The 21,051-nt window shown below is 34.6% G+C and carries 13 protein-coding genes; 6 read left to right on the top strand and 7 right to left on the bottom strand.

All coding sequences use genetic code 11. From position 1 onward, the window contains the following. Positions 1-429: 429 nt before the first annotated feature. Both PQ462_RS01510 and PQ462_RS01515 read right to left on the bottom strand, forming a co-directional pair. On the bottom strand, positions 430-1,350 hold the full coding sequence (locus tag PQ462_RS01510; protein ID WP_274252115.1) for a helix-turn-helix domain-containing protein: 921 nt from the start codon (positions 1,348-1,350) through the stop codon (positions 430-432). A 241-nt stretch (positions 1,351-1,591) separates the two neighbouring features. Continuing rightward, positions 1,592-2,395 (bottom strand): SDR family oxidoreductase, encoded by an 804-nt coding sequence (locus PQ462_RS01515; protein WP_274252116.1) that lies wholly within the window; start codon positions 2,393-2,395, stop codon positions 1,592-1,594. A gap of 472 nt (positions 2,396-2,867) precedes the next feature. On the opposite strand from PQ462_RS01515, the gene dnaE reads away from it, so the two are divergent. Then, positions 2,868-7,400: a DNA polymerase III subunit alpha gene (gene dnaE, locus PQ462_RS01520; protein WP_274252117.1), complete on the top strand. Its 4,533-nt coding sequence runs from the start codon at positions 2,868-2,870 to the stop codon at positions 7,398-7,400. 177 nt (positions 7,401-7,577) lie between these two features. Continuing rightward, a complete protein-coding gene (locus PQ462_RS01525) occupies positions 7,578-8,510 on the top strand; it encodes an outer membrane beta-barrel protein (protein WP_274252118.1) in 933 nt (310 codons plus the stop codon). Between the two features lie 183 nt (positions 8,511-8,693). Here the strand turns inward: PQ462_RS01525 and PQ462_RS01530 are convergent, their stop codons facing one another. The 4 genes from PQ462_RS01530 to PQ462_RS01545 form a co-directional block, all read right to left on the bottom strand. Continuing rightward, positions 8,694-9,689 carry a Gfo/Idh/MocA family protein gene (locus PQ462_RS01530; RefSeq protein ID WP_274252119.1) on the bottom strand — a complete coding sequence of 332 codons (996 nt, stop codon included), beginning with the start codon at positions 9,687-9,689 and terminating at the stop codon, positions 8,694-8,696. Between the two features lie 288 nt (positions 9,690-9,977). Then, positions 9,978-12,080 (bottom strand): prolyl oligopeptidase family serine peptidase, encoded by a 2,103-nt coding sequence (locus PQ462_RS01535; protein WP_274252120.1) that lies wholly within the window; start codon positions 12,078-12,080, stop codon positions 9,978-9,980. A gap of 238 nt (positions 12,081-12,318) precedes the next feature. Continuing rightward, positions 12,319-14,526, bottom strand: coding sequence for a TonB-dependent receptor (locus PQ462_RS01540; RefSeq protein ID WP_274252121.1), 2,208 nt, complete (start codon positions 14,524-14,526; stop codon positions 12,319-12,321). Between the two features lie 156 nt (positions 14,527-14,682). Continuing rightward, positions 14,683-15,033: a hypothetical protein gene (locus PQ462_RS01545; protein ID WP_274252122.1), complete on the bottom strand. Its 351-nt coding sequence runs from the start codon at positions 15,031-15,033 to the stop codon at positions 14,683-14,685. 223 nt (positions 15,034-15,256) lie between these two features. Here PQ462_RS01545 and PQ462_RS01550 point away from each other — a divergent pair, with 223 nt between their 5' ends. Next, on the top strand, positions 15,257-15,964 hold the full coding sequence (locus PQ462_RS01550) for a porin family protein (protein WP_274252123.1): 708 nt from the start codon (positions 15,257-15,259) through the stop codon (positions 15,962-15,964). Here the strand turns inward: PQ462_RS01550 and PQ462_RS01555 are convergent. Beyond that, entirely contained in the window at positions 15,959-16,564 is a 606-nt protein-coding gene (locus PQ462_RS01555; protein ID WP_012023397.1) for a hypothetical protein, read from the bottom strand. The genes PQ462_RS01550 and PQ462_RS01555 overlap by 6 nt on opposite strands. 299 nt (positions 16,565-16,863) lie before the next feature. Between PQ462_RS01555 and PQ462_RS01560 the strand changes: the two genes are divergently transcribed. From PQ462_RS01560 to PQ462_RS01570, 3 genes are all read left to right on the top strand, one after another. Then, a complete protein-coding gene (locus PQ462_RS01560; protein WP_274252124.1) occupies positions 16,864-19,332 on the top strand; it encodes a bifunctional UDP-N-acetylmuramoyl-tripeptide:D-alanyl-D-alanine ligase/alanine racemase in 2,469 nt (822 codons plus the stop codon). Positions 19,333-19,400: 68 nt separating this feature from the next. Further along, positions 19,401-19,781 (top strand): large conductance mechanosensitive channel protein MscL, encoded by a 381-nt coding sequence (gene mscL, locus PQ462_RS01565; protein WP_274252125.1) that lies wholly within the window; start codon positions 19,401-19,403, stop codon positions 19,779-19,781. Between the two features lie 172 nt (positions 19,782-19,953). Then, entirely contained in the window at positions 19,954-20,943 is a 990-nt protein-coding gene (locus tag PQ462_RS01570) for an aspartate-semialdehyde dehydrogenase (RefSeq protein WP_274252126.1), read from the top strand. Positions 20,944-21,051: the final 108 nt, after the last annotated feature.

Below are 21,051 nucleotides of genomic sequence, written 5' to 3' on the forward strand. Positions count from 1 at the left end.
GCGTCAATTTCGATATTTCATTATATACGATACCCAAACTAAATTACAAATTGCCAAACGGCTTTTGCAGACTAAAATTTGAAAGAAAAATGATTAAGAAACTGATTTGCTTTTTCTTTTTCGGCTTTAATTTTTCTTGTTTGTTTTTTGTTTTAATAGTTTGCAAATTTATCTCATAATCACTATAAAATATAAGAATTTGATTGAAAAAATCTAACAAAATGTATAAAAATAGTAATAATTGTTAGTTTTAAAATTTTTGCAAAAAGAATGCTTTTTAGGTTTTTTAAAGCTTTTAAAGTAGTTTTCAAGACGTTATTTAGATTCAATAAAACATCAAAATACTACGACATCCAAGAAGTGTATTTTTATCAAATTTTATGATTTTTTGAGGCAGAAACTGATTTTTTGAAGACAATAATTTTGAAATTAATTCAATGAGTTTTTAAATTCTAACGGAGTAAGGCTCGTTTTCTTTTTGAATAGTTTACTAAACGACTGCGGATATTCAAAACCCAATTGATAAGCAATTTCGGCTACCGAAAGATTAGTCGTAATCAGAAAATCTTTTGATTTTTCTATTAATTTCGAATGAATATGCTGTTGCGCATTTAATCCGGTTAAATTACGAAGCATATCGCTTAGATAATGACTTGAAACATTAATCTGTGATGCCAGAAATTCTACTGTTGGTAATCCTCTTTTTAAGGTTTCTGCATTGCTGATATAGTTGTCCAAAGTTTCTTCAACTTTTAATAATAAATCGTGACTGATGGTTTTTCTCGTAATGAATTGGCGTTTGTAAAAACGATTACTGTAATTCAGCAGAACATCGATATAAGAAACAATCACATCTTGGCTCATTTCATCAATTGCCGTATTGAGTTCATTGTCGATGCTTTGTAATAATCCAATAATAATAGTTTTTTCACTGTCGGAAAGATGTAATGCTTCATTGGTGTCATAAGAAAAGAAACCATATTTTTTGATGCTTTTTCCTAAAGGATAATTTCGAATAAAATCGGGATGGAATAAAAGTGTATAACCACCGTATGCAGCACCTTCTTCATTTTCAGTAAAAATTAACTGATTGGGAGAAGCAAACAGGAGTCCGCCTTCGTTAAAATCATAATAACCTTGACCGTAGCCCATTTTGCCATTAGTGGAAAACTTATAAGACACCTTATAGAAATCAAGCAAAAAAGCATGATTCGCTAAATCTTCATTAATGACCAATTGTGTATTGTCTACCAAACTCACCATCGGATGAAGCGGTTTTGGCAGTCGAAGCAGGTCATGAAACTGTGATATAGAAGAGATTTTTTCCGGATTATTGTTTTTCTTTTCCATGATATAAAAATAAGAAAATTAAAAGACTAAAATCAGCTTCGGAGAAGCGAAATATGTATAGAAATCATGTTTATTATTGAGAACAAAGCTCCAGCGGAGCGACATATTCATTGCGATAAATATTTCTCTCCGCTGGAGCTCTTTTGTATCTGGATTATTGAATTTCTATACATATTTCGCTCCGCTGGAGCTTAATAAAAAGAATGTAAAAATACTTTTGGGATTACCCCATCAGCAATTATTATGCACCTAAAAATTGTTTTCCAAATTCAGTACGGAAAGTCTCTGCGCCTAATTCTAATCGTTGTTTGTAAAGTGCTTTTGCATCTTCTCCCGCAACATATCTTAGCTGATTTTTTCCGTCATTTGCAGCTTCATAAACCACATCGGCAATTTGTTCTGGAGTTGATGCCATTTCAAACATCGTGTCAACACTTGCAAACATGCTGTTGGTCATGGCCTCGTATTCGGGTTTTGCTCCTGTGTCAAGAGAACCATGCAGAAATTCAGTTTTAATACCACCTGGAGAAACCGTTTTAATATGTACGCCAAACGGATTTAATTCGTAAGCCATACTCTCGCTCCAGCCTTCCAATCCCCATTTTGTTGCGTGATAAACAGATCCTAAAGGGAAAGCGATTAATCCGCCTATAGAAGTTGTTGAGATAAATAAACCGTTTTTTCTTTCTCTGAAATACGGAATAAAAGCATTGGTAACACGAATAACTCCTAATAAATTGGTATTTAATTGTTTTGTAATTTGATCGTCAGAAAGGCTTTCCAAAGGTCCAATTAAACCATAGCCAGCATTATTAAAAACAATGTCGATATCGCTTAGTTCCAATGCCTTTTTTACTGTGTTTTGAATTTGATCGTAATTGGTGACGTCTAATGGTAAAAGCGTTACATTTTTTAATTGAGAAAGTTCTGTTTCTTTTTCTGGAGTTCTCATGGTTGCAATTACATTCCATCCTTTTTCGTGGAATAATTTTGCTGTTGCTTTTCCTAAACCTGATGATGCGCCTGTGATAAAAATTGTTTTCATGATTATTGTTTTTTTTAATTGTTGTAATTTGATGAAGCAAAGTTCAGGATACACTACAGCTTAAAAGTGTTCATTTTGGTGCAATGAGTATCCAAAATGAATAATCGAAGTTTTTTGGATTATAAAACTTTGAGTGTAATTTGTTTTAAACACATAGAGACATAGTTTTTATTTGTCTACAAAGACGTTTCACTTATATAGCTATGTGTTAAAAATCTAGATTTTTTTTAGGCTTCTTTTTATAAAATTGAAATCTATGTTTCTATGTGTTTAAAATTTTAAGTATTGCAATCAAGGAGTTTTAATTAACGTTTTTGTTAACAACTTTCGCTTCTTTATTTCTCTAAAAAAAGCGTAAATTTGAATTCCTTCCATTTTTCATTTCGCATTTTGTTATGTTTCATGTTGTCAATGTTTTGCAACATGTAAGATTTGGAATTTTGGAGCTTTAAAATTTGACTTTTACAACTCTATGTATTTAATATTCGATACCGAAACAACCGGATTACCAAAACGCTGGGATGCCCCAATAACCGATTCTGATAACTGGCCTCGCTGTATACAGATTGCGTGGCAGCTGCATGACGAAATGGGACAGCTTATTGAGCATCAGGATTATTTGGTAAAACCAGAAGGATTTAATATTCCGTATGACGCCGAGCGTATTCACGGAATCTCTACTGAATTGGCTGAAGCCGATGGAATCACTTTGGCCGAAGTTCTGGAGAAATTCAATATTGCTTTAAGCAAAACTAAATTTATCGTTGGACAAAATTTAGGTTTCGACGTTAATATTATGGGAGCCGAATTCCATAGAATGGGAGTGGAGTCTCAAATGGCTTCAATGCCTGTTCTGGATACTTGTACCGAAGTTACGGCTTCATTATTACAGCTTCCTGGAGGTCGTGGAGGAAAATTCAAACTTCCAACTCTGACCGAATTACACAGCTATCTTTTCGATCAGCCTTTCGCGGAAGCGCACAACGCAACTGCCGACGTTGAGGCAACTACGCGTTGTTTCCTTGAATTGGTTAGAAGAGAAGTTTTTACAAAAGAAGAATTAGACGTTCCGAAGGAATATTTCAAAGAATTTCAGGAAAGAAATGCGGAGCCATTTAAGTTAATTGGTTTAAAACACATTAATTTAAAAGCAGCATCTGATAAAATCAGGGAACAGCTTAAAGCTTTAGCTGGAGAAGGTCAGAAGACCGTTGTTTCAGAAGAAGACAAAGCTGATTTCAAAGCAGCAAAATTTGCGCATTTACACAATCATACGCAGTTTTCGGTACTTCAATCTACTATCGGAATTGGAAATATTGTAGCAGCAACAGCTAAAAACGGAATGCCTGCCGTAGCGATGACTGATACTGGAAACATGATGGGAGCTTTCCATTTTGTGAGTGCCGTAATGAATCATAACAAAGCAGCATCTGGAAAAAACAAAGCTTTGGTTGAAGCTGGAGAAGAACCAACAGAAACCGAAATAAAACCAATTGTAGGATGTGAATTTAATATCTGCGAAAATCATTTAGATAAAAGTAAAAAAGACAATGGTTATCAGGTTGTGTTACTGGCCAAAAACAAAGCGGGTTACCACAACTTAGCCAAAATGGCTTCGATTGCTTATACTGAAGGATTTTATTATGTACCGAGAATCGACAAAAACATCGTCGAAAAATACAAAGGCGATATTATGGTTTTGTCTGGGAATTTATACGGAGAAATTCCGAGTAAAATCCTAAACATCGGTGAAAACCAAGCCGAAGAAGCATTGATTTGGTGGAAAGAACAATTTGGGGAAGACTTCTATCTGGAAGTTATGCGTCATAATCAGGAAGATGAAAATCGTGTCAACAAAACCCTGATTGAATTTTCGCAAAAGCACAATGTCAAATTGATTGCGACTAATAATACGTATTATTTAAATAAAGAAGATGCCAATGCGCACGATATTTTACTTTGTGTAAAAGACGGTGAAAAGCAGGCAACACCTATTGGACGTGGACGTGGTTACCGCTACGGACTTCCAAATCAGGAGTATTATTATAAGTCAGAAGAAGAGATGAAAAAACTCTTCGCCGATTTGCCCGAAGCGATTATCAATATTCAGGAAATTATAGATAAGGTCGAAATTTATTCGCTTTACCGTGATGTATTGCTTCCAAAATTTGATATTCCAGAAGAATTTATGGTACCCGAAGATGAAGAAGATGGTGGTGTAAGAGGGGAAAATAAATATCTGAGACACCTTACGATGGAAGGTGCCAAAAGACGTTACGGCGAAATAACCGAATCGATTCAGGAGCGTTTGGATTTTGAGCTAATGACGATTTCGAACTCAGGTTATCCGGGTTACTTTTTGATTGTACAGGATTTCATCGCCGAGGCAAGAAAAATGGACGTTTCGGTAGGACCAGGCCGTGGTTCTGCAGCGGGTTCTGCCGTTGCATACTGTCTCGGGATTACGAATATTGACCCTATTAAGTACGATTTGCTTTTTGAGCGTTTCCTAAATCCTGACCGTGTATCGATGCCCGATATTGATATCGACTTTGATGACGAGGGTCGTGGACGTGTAATGGACTATGTAATCAACAAATACGGTCAAAAACAGGTTGCACAGATTATCACCTATGGTAAAATGGCGACCAAATCAGCAATTCGTGATACGGCACGTGTATTGGATTTACCATTATTTGAAGCCGATAGAATTGCAAAACTGATTCCGGGAATGATGCCGTCCAAATGGAATTTGGCGCGTTTTATTTCTGAGAGTGAAGAGGAAGTTAAAAAAGCGCTTCGTTCTGACGAATTTGACAATGTAAAAGAATTAATCGCGATTGCCAATGAAGATGATTTGGCAGGAGAAACTATTCAGCAGGCAAAAATTCTGGAAGGATCGATGCGTAATACGGGAATTCACGCCTGTGGGGTTATCATTACGCCGTCGGATATTACGAATTACGTACCAGTAACAACAGCAAAAGATTCTGATTTGTATGTAACACAGTTTGATAACTCGGTTGCAGAAAGTGCCGGATTGCTAAAAATGGATTTCTTGGGTTTGAAGACCCTTACGCTGATAAAAGATACCGTAAAACTGGTAAAATACAGAACAGGAATTGATCTGGATCCAGATAATTTCCCAATCGATGATGAAGAAACGTATGCGCTTTTCCAAAGAGGTGAAACCGTTGGGATTTTCCAATACGAGTCACCCGGGATGCAGAAATACATGAAAGATCTGAAACCGACGGTTTTTGGAGATTTAATTGCCATGAACGCATTGTATCGTCCGGGACCTTTGGAGTATATTCCGTCTTTCGTTCGAAGAAAAAACGGTGACGAAGAAATCAAATACGATTTAGATGCCTGTGCCGAATATTTATCAGAAACGTACGGAATTACAGTTTACCAAGAGCAGGTAATGCTTTTGTCTCAGTCTTTGGCAGGATTTACAAAGGGTGAGGCCGACGTCTTACGTAAAGCGATGGGTAAGAAACAAAAAGACGTACTGGATAAAATGAAGCCGAAGTTTGTTGAACAAGCGGCACAAAAAGGACATGATGCCAAAATTTTGGAAAAAATCTGGAAAGACTGGGAAGCCTTTGCAAGTTACGCCTTCAACAAATCGCACTCGACTTGTTATGCCTGGATTGCGTACCAAACCGCTTATTTGAAAGCACATTATCCTGCCGAATATATGGCAGCGGTACTTTCGAATAACATGAACGATATCAAACAAGTTTCGTTCTTTATGGAAGAATGTAAACGTATGGGATTACAAGTTCTTGGGCCAGACGTAAACGAATCGTACTATAAATTTACGGTAAACGATGACTACGCAGTTCGTTTCGGAATGGGAGCGATTAAAGGTGTAGGTTCCGGAGCTGTAGAAACAATTGTAGAAAATAGAAAAGACGGAAGATATAAATCGATTTTTGATTTGGCGAAACGAATTGATTTGCGTGCTGCCAATAAAAAAGCGATTGAAAACTTAGCATTGGCTGGAGGTTTCGATTCATTTGAAGGAACAACCAGAGCGCAGTATTTCCATGACGATGGAGACGGAATTACTTTCTACGAAAAAGCGATGCGTTATGGATCGAAGTTTCAGGAAAATGAAAACTCATCCCAAGTAAGTTTATTTGGAGAAGCCAGCGAAGTACAAATCGCAGAACCTGTTGTGCCCCCATGTGAAGATTGGAGTACGATGGAAAAACTAGCCAAAGAAAAAGAAGTTGTTGGAATCTATATTTCTGGACATCCGTTGGATGATTTTAGATTTGAGATGAAATACTTTTGTAATGCTCGTTTAGAAGCATTAAAAAGCATGAATGAATATGTAGGTAAAAATCTAAATTTTGCCGGAATTATCAATAACGTACAGCATCGTGTGGCTAAAAATGGAAAAGGCTGGGCTGCTTTCAACTTAGAAGGATATGATGAAAGTTATGAGTTTAAGATTTTTGGTGAAGAATACCTGAAATTCCGCCACTTCTTAATTCAGAACAATTTTGCCTTTTTGAAAATATTAATCAAAGACGGCTGGGTAAATCATGATACCGGTAAAAAAACAGATCCGAGAATGCAGTTTGTTGAGATTCGACAATTGCAGGACATTTTAGAAGCTTTTGCTAAAAAGCTGATTGTTTTATTGAATATTAAAGATCTTCATCCTGAGTTCATTCATAAACTGAGTCATTTGTTTAATGAAAATAAAGGAGATAATTCTGTGACTTTTGAAATCATGGAATTAGAAAAAATAAAGAAACTGGTTGAGGTAGAGACTCCAACTGATTTTGAAGATGCTGATGATGCGGTTTTTGATGATGAAAATGAAGATGCCGCAATTGAAGATACCAAAATACAAGAAGTAAATGAGGTGGAAGAAATAAAAGTGGTTACCAAGCTTACGATGCCAAGCAGAAGATTGAAAGTAAGAATTTCCACCGAGCTGCTGCAGGAATTGGAAAAAATGCAGATAAATTTTAAGTTGAACTAAATTTTAACAGTTAAAATTTAGAAGAATGCATTTTTTTAGTGTTAAAATTATGCATGCATAATAGTTTTTTAGTAATATTGCTTGAAATTACAACGATTTCGTACCAAGTCTAACTAATCCAAATTACAGAATATGTTAAGATATTCTAAATTTGTATAAATCAATTAAATCAGAATTATGAAAAAGAACCTATTTTTATTAGGGTTATTAGTTTGCTCTATGGCCACAATGGCGCAATCAGAAAAAGCAGAAAAACCAGAAAGCTGGTATTTTAAATTGGGTGGATCTTATTTTATTCAAACAGCTGCTACAGAATTTCCAATTGTAAATGGTGCATTGCCTAATACAGATGTTTATGCGGCAGATGGTACAACTTTAATTTCGAGAGAAACAAATCATGGTTCATTTGGAGAAGGATTTCGTACAGGTATAACTGCAGGATATCGTTTTTCAACTCGTTTGGGAGTAGAAGTAGGATTTAACTATTTCAGTAGTGCTAGTAAAACTATGGTTGAAACGACTAACAGATTAGTTGCTGCTGGTCCTGTATTTGCTACTGGAAAAGCAGTAGGAAAAATTCAGGCTTTTGATGTTGCTCCAGCTCTTGTCTTGTTTTTAGGAGAATCTAACGGTTTTGAACCTTACACGAAAGTAGGAGTTATTGTACCTGTTCATGGAGATTTGACAATTAAAACAAATAGAACTTATACAACCCCAGCAGGAATTGTCACTAGTTATGCTAAAGATGTAGTAAAACCTAATCCAACAGTTGGATTTTTGGCAGCTTTAGGAACATCTTATAAATTAGGAACACATATTGCTGTTTTTGGAGAATTAGAATACCGTAACTTTACTGTTCACGGAAAAACAAAAGAAACTGAAGTATACACAGAAAATGGAGTAGATAAGTTAAATACACCTACTAATTTCCGTCCTGATGCTTCATACTCTGCAAGTCATACGAAATATGTTGATCAAATTAATACAACATCAAACAGTAAAGTGACTAATGCTGCAGGATTTGATAATACAAGAGCTACAGATGATATTAGTTCTTATGTTGGAATTTCTGGTTTAGGTTTGACTTTAGGTTTAAGATACAGCCTATAATTTTCCAATTTTTTTTATAGTTTACAAAAAGAGGATATTCGAAAGAATATCCTCTTTTTTTTGAGTCTTGTCTGTCATCCTGACGAAGGAAGGATCACACTAGAGACTCGACAAAGATTGACGACTTAGATTGCGGAGTTTCAAGTGTGATCCTTCCTTCGTCAGACAAAATTATAATAAGATTTATTTAGAAACCTCCCTGAATTCCTTTAGAACCTGATCAATAACCCAAGTTGTTCGCGAGCCAGAAACTCCTTTCGATGCAGCAGCACCTTCTTTTCCCAAAAGTTCTGCCATTACGGTTTCTATAAAGGGTTGTTGAATATGTAACGGATTTTCAATTGCAATACTTTCTTTTTCTCCATTAGCATATTGAATATGAATTGGATCATTTCCAAAAGTAGAGAATGAAATTTTTCCTTTATCGCCTACAATTTCAGTATTGTCATAACGTTCAAAGCTGGCAAAATTCCAAATTCCAGATCCGTGGATTCCGTTTTCAAATAAAAATGACATTGAAACCGCATCTTCAGCCGGATATACTTTTAACTGCGAAGTCGCATGTCCGCGAACTGATTTTATCGGACCTAAAACAAAATCTAGAAAATCTAAAGTATGGCAGGCTAAATCAACAAAAATTCCTCCTCCTGAAATATGAGGCAGAACCGTCCACGGAAGATTGATTTCATCATCGTAACGCTCTTCAAAAGGATGATATAAAACACAGTTTACATGTCGAATATTTCCTAATTTTCCTTGATCGATTATTTCTTTTATCTTTAAAAATCGAGGCAGAGCTCTTCTGTAATACGCAACAAACAAAGGAACATTGTGCTCTTTACAAACGCTGATCATTTCATTGCATTCTTCAAAAGTTAATGCCATTGGTTTTTCTACATAAACCGGTTTTCCGGCTTTGGCACATAAAATAGTATATTCTTTATGAGAAGAAGGAGGAGTAGCAATATAAACCGCATCAACTTCGGGATCGTTTATTAAATCGGCTGCGTTCGAATACCATTTCGGAACATTGTGGCGTTTAGCATAATCTTCGGCAAGTTTCGCATCTCTTCGCATCACAGCAACTAAAGCCGAGTTTGGTGCTTTCTGAAAAGCCGGTCCGCTTTTTACTTCGGTTACATTACCACAGCCTATAATTCCCCATTTTATAATTTTCATGGTTTAAGTTTTAAGTTTCTCAAATTTAAAAAAGGTTTGCCACGAATTGCACGAATTTCCACTAATTTATTTTTTGAAGTTTTGCCACAGATTAAAGGATTTTCACAGATTAAAAAGTAAAAGCACAGTGGATAAATCATTTTAATCCTTTTAATCTGTGGCAAAAAAATAATTAGGACGCAGCTTTTGAAAATTTGAATTGGTGGAAATTTGTGGCAAAACAAAAAGCCACAAACTCACAAAAATAATTCGTGAATTCGTGGCTAATAAAAAATTTAGTTTAAAGTCTTACTTTTTAGGTAAAGCTTTAAAACCCATATTGTAAAGCGTGAAAGCCTGAATGTCTACATTTTCCTGAATTGTAGCCGCAACAGATTTTCCTGCACCATGACCTGCTTTTACATCAATTCTAATTAAAACCGGATTTTCTCCTGCTTGTTTGTCTTGTAATTCAGCAGCAAATTTAAAACTATGAGCCGGAACAACACGATCATCATGATCTCCGGTTGTTACCATCGTTGCCGGATATTTTGTTCCCTTTTTAACGTTTTGAACAGGAGAATAACCTTTTAAGTATTCAAACATTTCCTTGTTGTCCTGAGCAGTTCCGTAATCGTATGCCCAGCCCGCGCCAGCTGTAAAAGTATGGTAACGAAGCATATCCATAACACCAACTGCAGGCAATGCTACTTTCATTAAATCTGGACGCTGTGTCATAGTTGCACCAACCAATAAACCTCCGTTAGATCCTCCGCGAATAGCCAAATAATCAGATGAGGTATATTTTTGAGAAATTAAATATTCTGCAGCAGCAATAAAATCATCAAATACATTTTGTTTTTGAAGTTTTGTTCCTGCATCATGCCATTTCTTTCCATATTCACCGCCTCCTCTTAAGTTAGCAACAGCATAAACTCCGCCGTTTTCCATCCAAACTGCATTAGCAATACTGAAACTTGGTGTCAAACTAATATTGAATCCACCGTAACCATAAAGAATAGTTGGATTTTTACCGTCTAATTTTGTTCCTTTTTTATACGTAATAATCATAGGAACTTTTGTACCGTCTTTTGAAGTATAGAAAACTTGTTTAGACTCGTAATCTTCACTTTTAAAATCAACTTTTGGTTTTTGATAAATTTCTGATTTTCCAGATTTTGGTTCAAAAGAAAAGATAGATCCCGGAGTTGTATAATTTGTAAAGCTGTAATACAAAATCTTTTCTTCTTTTTTAGCACCAAATCCACCGGCAGTTCCAACGGCAGGAAGTTTGATTTCGCGTACTAATTTACCGTTGTAATCATATTGTAAAACCAATGAAACGGCATCTTTTGTATAATTAGCAAAGAAATATCCGCCCCCTGTTGATGGAGATAAAACATTCTCTGTTTCTTTAATAAAATCTTTCCAGTTTTCCTGTTTTGGACTGCTGAAATCTACAGTAACCACTCTGCCGTTAGGAGCATTATAATCAGTGTGAATGAATAATTTTGTCCCTTCGTTTTCGATAACCGAATTATCAGTATTAAAATTATCTACAATCGTAATAATCGGACTGTTTGGTGTTTTTAAATCTTTAATATACAGTTCGTTTCCGTAAGTAGAATTAGCAGCTGTAATTACTAAATAATGATTGTCTTCGGTAACATAACCACCGACATATCTTCTTTTTTGATCGGCTCCAAAAATTACTTTATCTTCTTTTTGAGAAGTTCCTAACTTATGGAAATACAATTTATGCTGATCAGTTTTTGCAGATAATTCGCTTCCTTTTGGCTTATCATAACTAGAATAATAGAAACCTTCATTTCCAAGCCACGAAACACCGCTGAATTTAACATCAACTAAAGTATCTTCTACAACTTTTTTAGACAATGCATCAATAATAATCACTTTTCTCCAGTCGCTTCCGCCTTCAGAAATGGCATAAGCAGCTTTACTTCCGTCTTTAGAAAAATCTAAACCGCCAAGAGAAGTGGTTCCGTCTTTAGAGAAAGTATTCGGATCAAGAAAAACCTCTTCTTTACCGCTTTGATCTTTTCTGTAAACAACAGATTGATTTTGAAGCCCATTATTTTTATAGTAATACGTAAATTTTCCTTCTTTAAACGGAGCGCCTATTTTTTCATAGTTCCAAAGTTTTTCCATTCGTTTTTTAAGTTCCTCACGAAACGGAATTTTATCTAAATAGCCATACGTTACTTCATTTTCAGCTTTTACCCAAGCACCTGTTTCAGCAGATTTATCATCTTCAAGCCAACGGTACGGATCGCTTACTTTTGTGTCAAAATATACATCGACAGTTTCACCTTTTTTGGTTTCGGGATATTTAATTTGTGCAAACGAAATTCCTGCGGTTGTAAGTGCCATTAATAAAAATGTTTTTTTCATAGTTAGTTTTTATCTGTTGTAACAAAAATAGCGCTTTTTGTGAGATTGTTGTGTTACTAACCGCAAAGAACGCAAAGAGTTTACGCAAAGCACGCAAAATTAATCTCGCGGAGGCGCAAAGTTTTAAAATTTCTTTGCGGCTTGGCGTCTTTGCGAGAATCTTTTAATCGTCATTTTATAAAATAAAACTTAGCGAACCTTGCGTAATACTTTGCGCTCTTTGCGGTTAAATTTAAAATTATAAATTAAAATTAACTCCCAAAACGATGTTTCTTCCAATGTTCGGAATACCGTCAGTTTTTAATCTTGAAAGGTGTGCAATATATTTTTTGTCGAATAAATTGTTTCCGTTTAAGTTAATGTCAAAAGCGGTTTTTCCTAGTTTTACCGTTCCTCCAAAACCTAAATTTACCAAAGTATACCCTTTAGAAGCTGTTTCAAAACCGCTTACATTATCCTGGCTGAAAGTCGAAGAAACATTTAAAGAGGCAAAACCTTCGCTTAGCCAGTCTTTGATATTAAATTCAGTTCTAAGCGTATTGTTCCAGTTGTTAGCCGGAATTAACGGCAGATAATCATCATTGTCTTTTTTACCTGTCACCGTTTCAAAGCTGGTTTCAAAATGCAGCCAGTCTAAAGGATGCGGGTGGAAATGTAAACCAACTTCACCACCATATAATTTTGCATTATCCTGAACATAAGCAAAAACATCATTATCATCACGAACTTCTCCAGTTGGCGAAGTATAGATATAATTGTTTACGTGATTGTAAAATCCGTTTACAAAGAATTCAAAATGTGTATTTTTATATTCTAAATTTAAATCAGTCTGAACGTTTTGTTCAGTTTTCAAATTAGCATTCCCAATTTCGTAACGATTTGTACCTTCATGAACACCATTTGAAGTTAATTCGGCTAAGTTTGGTGCTCTAAAACCTGTGGCAACATTTAAACGAAGCGTTAATGGTTCGGCTAATTTTGTTTTATATCCTAAAGAAGCATTAAAGCTGTCAAAAGATCGGTCAAGAGGAAGGAAATAACCTTCTTCGCCTTCAGTTCCATGTGCTATTGAAGTAATATTTCGGTTGTCAAAACGCAATCCAGCCTGAATAACGCTGTTGTCCCATTCGTAATTTGCAGTTCCAAAAACACCAAAATCATTTGTTGTCGCATCTGGAATTAAATATTCTTCACCCGAATTTTTATTCGTTTGATGCATTCCCTGAACGCCTAAAATAGTTTCGATTTTTCCGAATTTTGGGAAATGATATTTTGCATTATAGTTAAAAGTATTCAATTTCATGTGAAGAGAAGCTTCGTTGCTGTCTTCAAACTCGCTTCTGTCATTAGAGATGTATCCCAAATCAACATCAAGTTTTGAGTTTTCAAAAAAGATAACATTGTTTAAACTCAATAAATGATTGAAAATTCCCTGTCTTGGAAACTGTGTGTCTTTGCTTGAAGACTGCTCAGCAATTCCATCTTCAGGAATTCCAATATCCAATTTATTGTAATTGTATCTCAAAACACTAGAAAAGCTCGAATTGCTGTAGCCAATTCCGGTTTTAAAATCAGTTTCGTTGTAACGTGAATTAGTTACACGATCACCATCGGCAATTTTGTAATCAGAATGCGTGTTGTAACTTCCGCGAGCCAGAAATTTCCAGTTGTCTGTAGAAGTTTTTAAACCAATAGAAGAATTACTTCCTTGTGTATTTGTAAAATATTTTTGGCTGAAATTAGCTTTAAAAGTACCTGCATCAGCAAATTTTTCAGGATTAAAATATAAAACCCCTCCCAAAGCATCAGAACCGTATAATAAAGATGCCGGACCTTTAATTACTTCCACACTTTCTATTCCGGCATCGTTTAAACCTAAACCATGCTCGTCACCAAACTGTTGATTTTCGATTCGAACCCCTTGAGAATAAACCAATACACGATTACCGCTTAATCCACGAATTACAGGTTTTCCAATAGAAGTTCCAGTAGAAATCTGTGCTACTCCTGGAATAGTTGCCAGACCTTCAATTAAAGTTGAAGTTCCTTTTTGCTGTAATGTTTTGATGCTTTCATGCTCAATTTTCATTACGTTTTGAGATTGCAGTTTATTGAAAGGAGTTGAAACTACAACTTCATCCATTTCCAGAATCGATTCTTGAAGTGTAACATCTAAAGTGTTTTGCTTTACTAATTTAGGAACAGTATTATTTTGAGTTGCGTACCCAACATACGAAAAAGAAAGACGTAAACTTCCGCTTGGAAGATTGTTCAATTCGTATTTTCCGTTTGCATCTGTAGTTGTTCCTTTGTGTAATTCAGGTGCATAAACGGAAACGCCCGGTAATGGATTATTTTGATTATCGGTTACAGTTCCTGAAACTGAATTTTGGGCAGAAAGCAAGCCCGAAAACCCTAAAACGAGGGCTATTATGAATTTTTTCATTTGAAAAATGTGCTATAGTTAAATTGATTTTTTTCTTTTAAATGAAATTAAAACCAACAGCAAAGCATTCTGATCCTGATTGATAAAAATAGGATTAGGAAACTCAATGTCGTTTTGAATTTAGTGTAAAAAGAAATGTGATTTTTTAATGGCGGTTTAAACTATAGCTGCCGGCGGCCCCCGAAGTAAATAAGAAGGTCTTGAAATTGAAAAAATCTTTTCTGACAGTGGTAAAAAATAAGGAATCTGACTGTCGAAAGAATGAAATTGGAAAGAGAAACTTTCTGGAACAATAAAGGATTCAAAAGCAAAATTACATACAAAACAAAGATCGTAATTATGATGCTGATGCGTTATTTCGCCATTTGGATCGTTATAATCGTGATGACATTGTTTTTCAGAAAGCTGTTTTACAATATGCTCATAACTGTGTATTGACTGAAACAATATCGAGAACAATACTGTTACAGCAAATGAGAAACTTAATATGAGCTGTTTTTTCTTCATCAACCACAAAGGTATAAAAGATCATACAATTACAAATCTATTTTTTAAATTCTGCTGCATAATCTTTGAAAAAACTTCAGTAAAACCAATTATTTGTAATCAAAAAAAGAATAATTACTTTCTAATCACATCCTGAACTAGCATTATATTATATTTGTAAGTGAAATAAATTGATTCAGTAAAACGTTTATTTTGTAAAACCTCTTTTAAACTCAAAAAATCTATGCGATTAATTTTTAGCTGTTTGTTTTTAGTTTCATTTTTTAATGTTTTTGCACAGCAGGATGCAAAACCAGAAATAAAACCTATAGTTAAAATAGATTCTTTGTATAGAGAAGATCAATTTTACTTTTCGGTAACGTATAATATGTTTACTGATATTCCTCAAAAATTTAAACAGAATAAATTCTCGCTTGGACTTTCGGGCGGTTTTCTTCGTGATATGCCAATCAACAAATCAAGAACAGTTGCCATTGCGGCCGGTTTAGGATTGAGCTATCAAAACTATTATCAAAATTTTGCAGTTTCAAAAGATGGAAACGGAACAATAGTTTATAATGTTGTAGATGCTGGAGAAATTGCTTCAAACCGATACAGACAATATTCTGTTGATCTTCCAATAGAATTTAGATGGCGTAATTCAACTTATGAAAGCACAAAATTCTGGAGAATCTATGCAGGAGTAAAGTTGAGTTATTTATTCTCAAACTCTTCAATTTTAGATGATGGTGAGAATAAGTACAAAATAAATAACAACCCTGCTATTAATAAATTTCAGTACGGTCCGTATCTTTCTGCAGGATACAATACATGGAATTTATATTTGTATTATGGTTTGAGTCCGCTGTTTAAAGACGGAACCACAACATTAAACGGAGAAAAAATAAGCATGAAAACCTTAAATGCTGGATTAATTTTCTACATTTTATAACCACAAATATAAAAACAGCACCTGCGGTAAAACGCCTACAAACAATCCAATTAATAATTCTTTTGGAGTGTGTGCATTCATTTCTAATCGTGATGAAGCCGTGATTCCGGACAATAAAATTAAAAGCGCTCCCCAATACGGATTATGTAACTGCAGATGAAGGTTTAATCCAACTGCAAAAATTGTAAAACCGCTTATTGCTGCCATATGCAGACTTGCTTTAATTTTAAAAAGAGAAAGCACCAAGGCCAGAATAGTGGTAAATAAAGCGCCCAGAAAAAAGAAATGAAGTTCTGGATAACGCATAATCACAATGCTTCTTTTTACCAGTAGAATATATAAAAAACATTGTAAAATAAGAGGAATACGGCGCTGGGAGTTCTCTGGCAGCATCATCGATTTTACATGACCTGTTGAGCGAAGAAGCATAAAAAACAATATTGGAACGATGATCGTTATGACCAATATTTGAAATAAAACAAAGTATTTTTCCTGGGTTGTAAAAATGTCATCCTTGCAATAAAGATAAAACAATGTTGCGTACATCGATATAAAAATCGGATGAAGTATATAGGAGAATAGTGGAAGTATTTTTTTCAAAACGAATTATTTTGTGGTATTTAACAAATATAATAAATTAATGTTTTTTGCTGTGAATATTTAGTTTTCCGGCGCGAATTATACAAATTTTCACAAATTATTTATTCGTTGAATGCTTAAAAATTAGCCACAGATTAAAAGATTATCACAGATTAGAAATCATTTAAATCCTTTTAATCTGTGGCAAAAAATAAAAAATAATTTGTGGAAATTTGTGTAATTCGCGGCAAACTCTTTTTTATATCTAAAAATGAATTCGTGGCAAACCTTTTTTTAAATTTGACAAAAAGAATTTCTAAATGAGCATAAATTTAAAAAGCCTGATCCCGGTTTTAAATGCCGAGTGGACAGGCTCAGATACTGATATTTTTGTAGATCATATTTCGATCGACAGCCGTTCTTTACAAAACGGACCTCAAACATTGTTTATTGCCCTTTCCGGTGCTAATAATGACGCTCATTTATATATTGCCGAGTTAATAGAAAAAGGCGTTCAGAATTTTGCAGTTCAGTATATACCAGAAAATGTAAAAGGAAAAGCCAATTTTTTTGTTGTAAAAAATACGCTGAAAGCATTACAGGAATTAGCAGCTTATTATCGTGATATATTCGATTTTCCTATTATTGGTTTAACCGGAAGCAACGGAAAAACCATCGTAAAAGAATGGCTTAATTTTCTTTTAAGCCCTGATTATAATATTATCCGAAGCCCAAAAAGTTATAACTCACAAGTTGGTGTTCCGCTTTCTGTTATTGCTATAAATGAAAAACACAATTTAGGAATTTTTGAAGCCGGAATTTCAACGGTTAACGAAATGGTTAATCTTGAAAAAATCATCAAACCCAATATTGGAGTTTTAACCAATATAGGTTCTGCACACGATGAAGGATTTGAAAATCTGACTCAGAAAATCAACGAGAAATTATTGCTTTTCAAAAAGTCAGCAGTAATTATTTATCAAAAAAATGAATTGGTAGATAAATGTCTTTTAGACTTTTCTGCTCAATATCCGCTAGAAAACAGAACCTTATTTTCATGGAGTTTTGCAGATGCCTCTGCAGATGTTTTTATTCTGAAAAAAGAAACTAAAAACGATTCAACCACAATAAAATATCAATACAAAGACGAAATTTTTAATTTAGAAATTCCGTTCAGCGATTCTGCTTCTATCGAAAATGCCATTTCATGTTTATTGGTTTTACTGCATTTTGAATATGATTTTACCGTTATTCAAAACAGAATGGAAATGCTTTATCCGGTTGAAATGCGTCTTGAAGTTAAAAACGGAATCCACAACTGCAGTTTAATCGACGATAGTTACAGTTCTGATTTTCAATCGCTTAAAATTGCTTTAGATTTTCTGGAAAGCCAGAAAAAAAATGCTTCAAAAGCCGTTATACTATCAGATATTTTTCAAAGCGGATTTTCAAATGAAGAACTCTATTCAAAAGTTGCACAGTTAATTTCAGATAATAAAATAAACCGTGTCATTGGAATTGGAACTACAATTTCATCTTTTCAGGATAAGTTTCCAAACAGCACCATGTTTCAAAATACAGCCGAATTTATTGCTGAAATCGAAAACCTGAATTTCAATAACGAAACCATATTGATAAAAGGCGCAAGATCATTTCAGTTTGAAGAAATTGTTTCGCTGCTTGAAGAAAAAACGCATGAAACAGTTCTCGAAATCAACCTGGATGCTATAAATCACAATCTGAATTATTTTAAATCAAAACTGGCCGATGATGTAAAAATCATGGTTATGGTAAAGGCTTTTGGTTATGGAAACGGCGGACTCGAAATTGCAAAACTGCTCGAACATAATAAAGTAAATTATTTAGGTGTGGCTTTCGCCGATGAAGGAATTTCGCTGAAAAATGGCGGCATCAAACTGCCAATTATGGTTTTAAATCCAGAATCGACCAGCTTTCCTTCGATAATTCAATATAAATTAGAACCCGAAATTTACAGCATAAAAGGCTTAAATGCCTTTTTGAAAATAGCCAGAGAAAAGAACTTAAAAGATTTTCCTATTCATATAAAAGTCGATACAGGAATGCACCGTTTAGGTTTTGAGGATAATACGATCGACGAATTAATTGAGACTTTAAAAGGAAACTCAACCGTTCGTGTTCAAAGTATTTTATCGCATTTGGCAACGAGCGATGATCCGAAGCATTTTGGTTTTGTAGAAAAACAAATCAATTTATTTGAAAGATTATCTTCAAAATTAATGTCAGAATTAAATATAAACCCAATCCGCCATATTTTAAACACTTCCGGAATCAGTAATTTCCCAAATGCACAATACAATATGGTGCGTTTAGGAATTGGTTTATATGGCGTTTCCAACGATCCGGCCGAACAGAAATATCTGGAAAACGTAGGTACCTTAAAATCGATTATTTCGCAGGTTCGAACTATTCCCGCAGGCGACAGTGTAGGGTATGGACGCCGTTTTATGGCAGATAAAGAAACAAAAATTGCAACCATTCCAATTGGTTATGCAGACGGAATTTCGAGATTATGGGGCAATCAGGTTGGTTTTGTAAACATCAAAAATCAAAAAGCCTACATCGTAGGAAGCGTTTGTATGGATATGTTAATGGTTGATGTAAGTCATATTGACTGCAAAGAAGGCGATTCGGTAATTATTTTCGGCGAAAGCCCAACGGTTATAGAAATGGCTGAAGCATTAAAAACCATTCCGTATGAAATAATGACCAGTATTTCACAGCGTGTAAAACGAGTATTTTTTAGATAGAGTACCGAACTTTCAGGAAAATTGCGTATTTTCGATATTCAATTATTATAAACAAAAACAGATCGCATATGGGATTTTTTTCAGAATTTAAGGAATTTGCAATGAAAGGCAACGTGGTTGATCTTGCTGTCGGTGTAATCATTGGAGCTGCTTTTGGTAAAATCGTGAGCTCATTTATAGAAGATGTAATTACGCCACTATTATTGAAACCGGCTTTAGATGCTGCTAATTTATCAACTATTGAGCAGTTAACTGCTTTTGGAGGAGTAAAATACGGACTGTTTTTATCGGCTGTAATAAACTTTATAATTGTTGCATTTGTTTTATTTTTGATCATTAAAGCAATGAACCATGCTAAAAAGAAAGATGTTGCGCCGCCACCGCCTCCAGCTGGGCCAACTCAGGAAGAATTGCTTATACAAATTAGAGATTTATTAAAAAATAAATAAAAATATACCGCTGCACTAAGTCTAACTTAACCGCCTTCTAAAGAGGCGGTTTTTTTACAAATTGTTTAAAATATAACATTTTGTTATTTTTTGTGAATCACCTTGCCAAGACTTTTATTATACTTATTTTTGCGATATAAATTAGATTAATTGATTATTTAAAAATATAAAAATGAGAATTGCAGTTGTAGGTGCTACCGGAATGGTTGGCGAAGTAATGCTTAAAGTTTTAGCAGAAAGAAATTTTCCTGTTACGGAATTAATTCCTGTTGCATCAGAAAGATCAGTTGGAAAAGAAATCGAATACAAAGGAACCAAATATAAAGTAGTAGGATTACAAACAGCTGTTGATATGAAAGCTGATATCGCTGTTTTTTCTGCTGGAGGAGATACATCTTTAGAATGGGCTCCAAAATTTGCTGCTGCCGGAACTACCGTTATCGACAACTCATCTGCATGGAGAATGGATCCTACTAAAAAATTGGTAGTTCCAGAAATCAATGCTTCTGTATTAACAAGAGAAGATAAAATTATTGCAAACCCAAACTGTTCTACTATTCAAATGGTATTGGCTTTGGCTCCTTTGCATAGAAAATACAACATTAAAAGAATTATTGTTTCTACTTACCAATCAATTACTGGAACTGGTGTAAAAGCAGTTAAACAATTAGAAAACGAATACGCAGGAATTCAAGGTGATATGGCTTACAAATATCCAATTCACAGAAATGCAATTCCACACTGCGACAGTTTTGAGGATAACGGATACACTAAAGAAGAAATGAAATTAGTTCGCGAAACTCAAAAAATCCTAGGAGATAACACTATCAGAGTTACAGCTACTGCAGTTCGTGTGCCAGTTGTAGGTGGACATAGTGAGGCTGTAAACGTAGAGTTTACAAATGATTTTGATGTAAATGAAGTTCGTGAAATCCTTCATAATACAGACGGAGTAACGGTACAAGATAATTTGGATACCTTTACGTATCCAATGCCATTATATGCAGAAGGTAAAAATGATGTTTTTGTTGGAAGAATCCGTCGTGACGAAAGCCAGCCAAATACATTAAACATGTGGATTGTTGCCGATAACTTAAGAAAAGGTGCTGCAACAAACACAATACAAATCGCTGAATATTTAATTCAAGCAGGTTTGGTATAATTGAGAGATTAAATAAAATTGTTATAAAGAGAAAACCGTAATTGCAGTAATGTGATTACGGTTTTTTTGTTTTGTATAATTGTCTTATTTTGATAGTTTTATGTCTTT

The sequence above is a fragment of the Flavobacterium sp. KACC 22758 genome, assembly GCF_028736135.1.
In the GTDB taxonomy this organism is placed as follows: domain Bacteria; phylum Bacteroidota; class Bacteroidia; order Flavobacteriales; family Flavobacteriaceae; genus Flavobacterium; species Flavobacterium johnsoniae.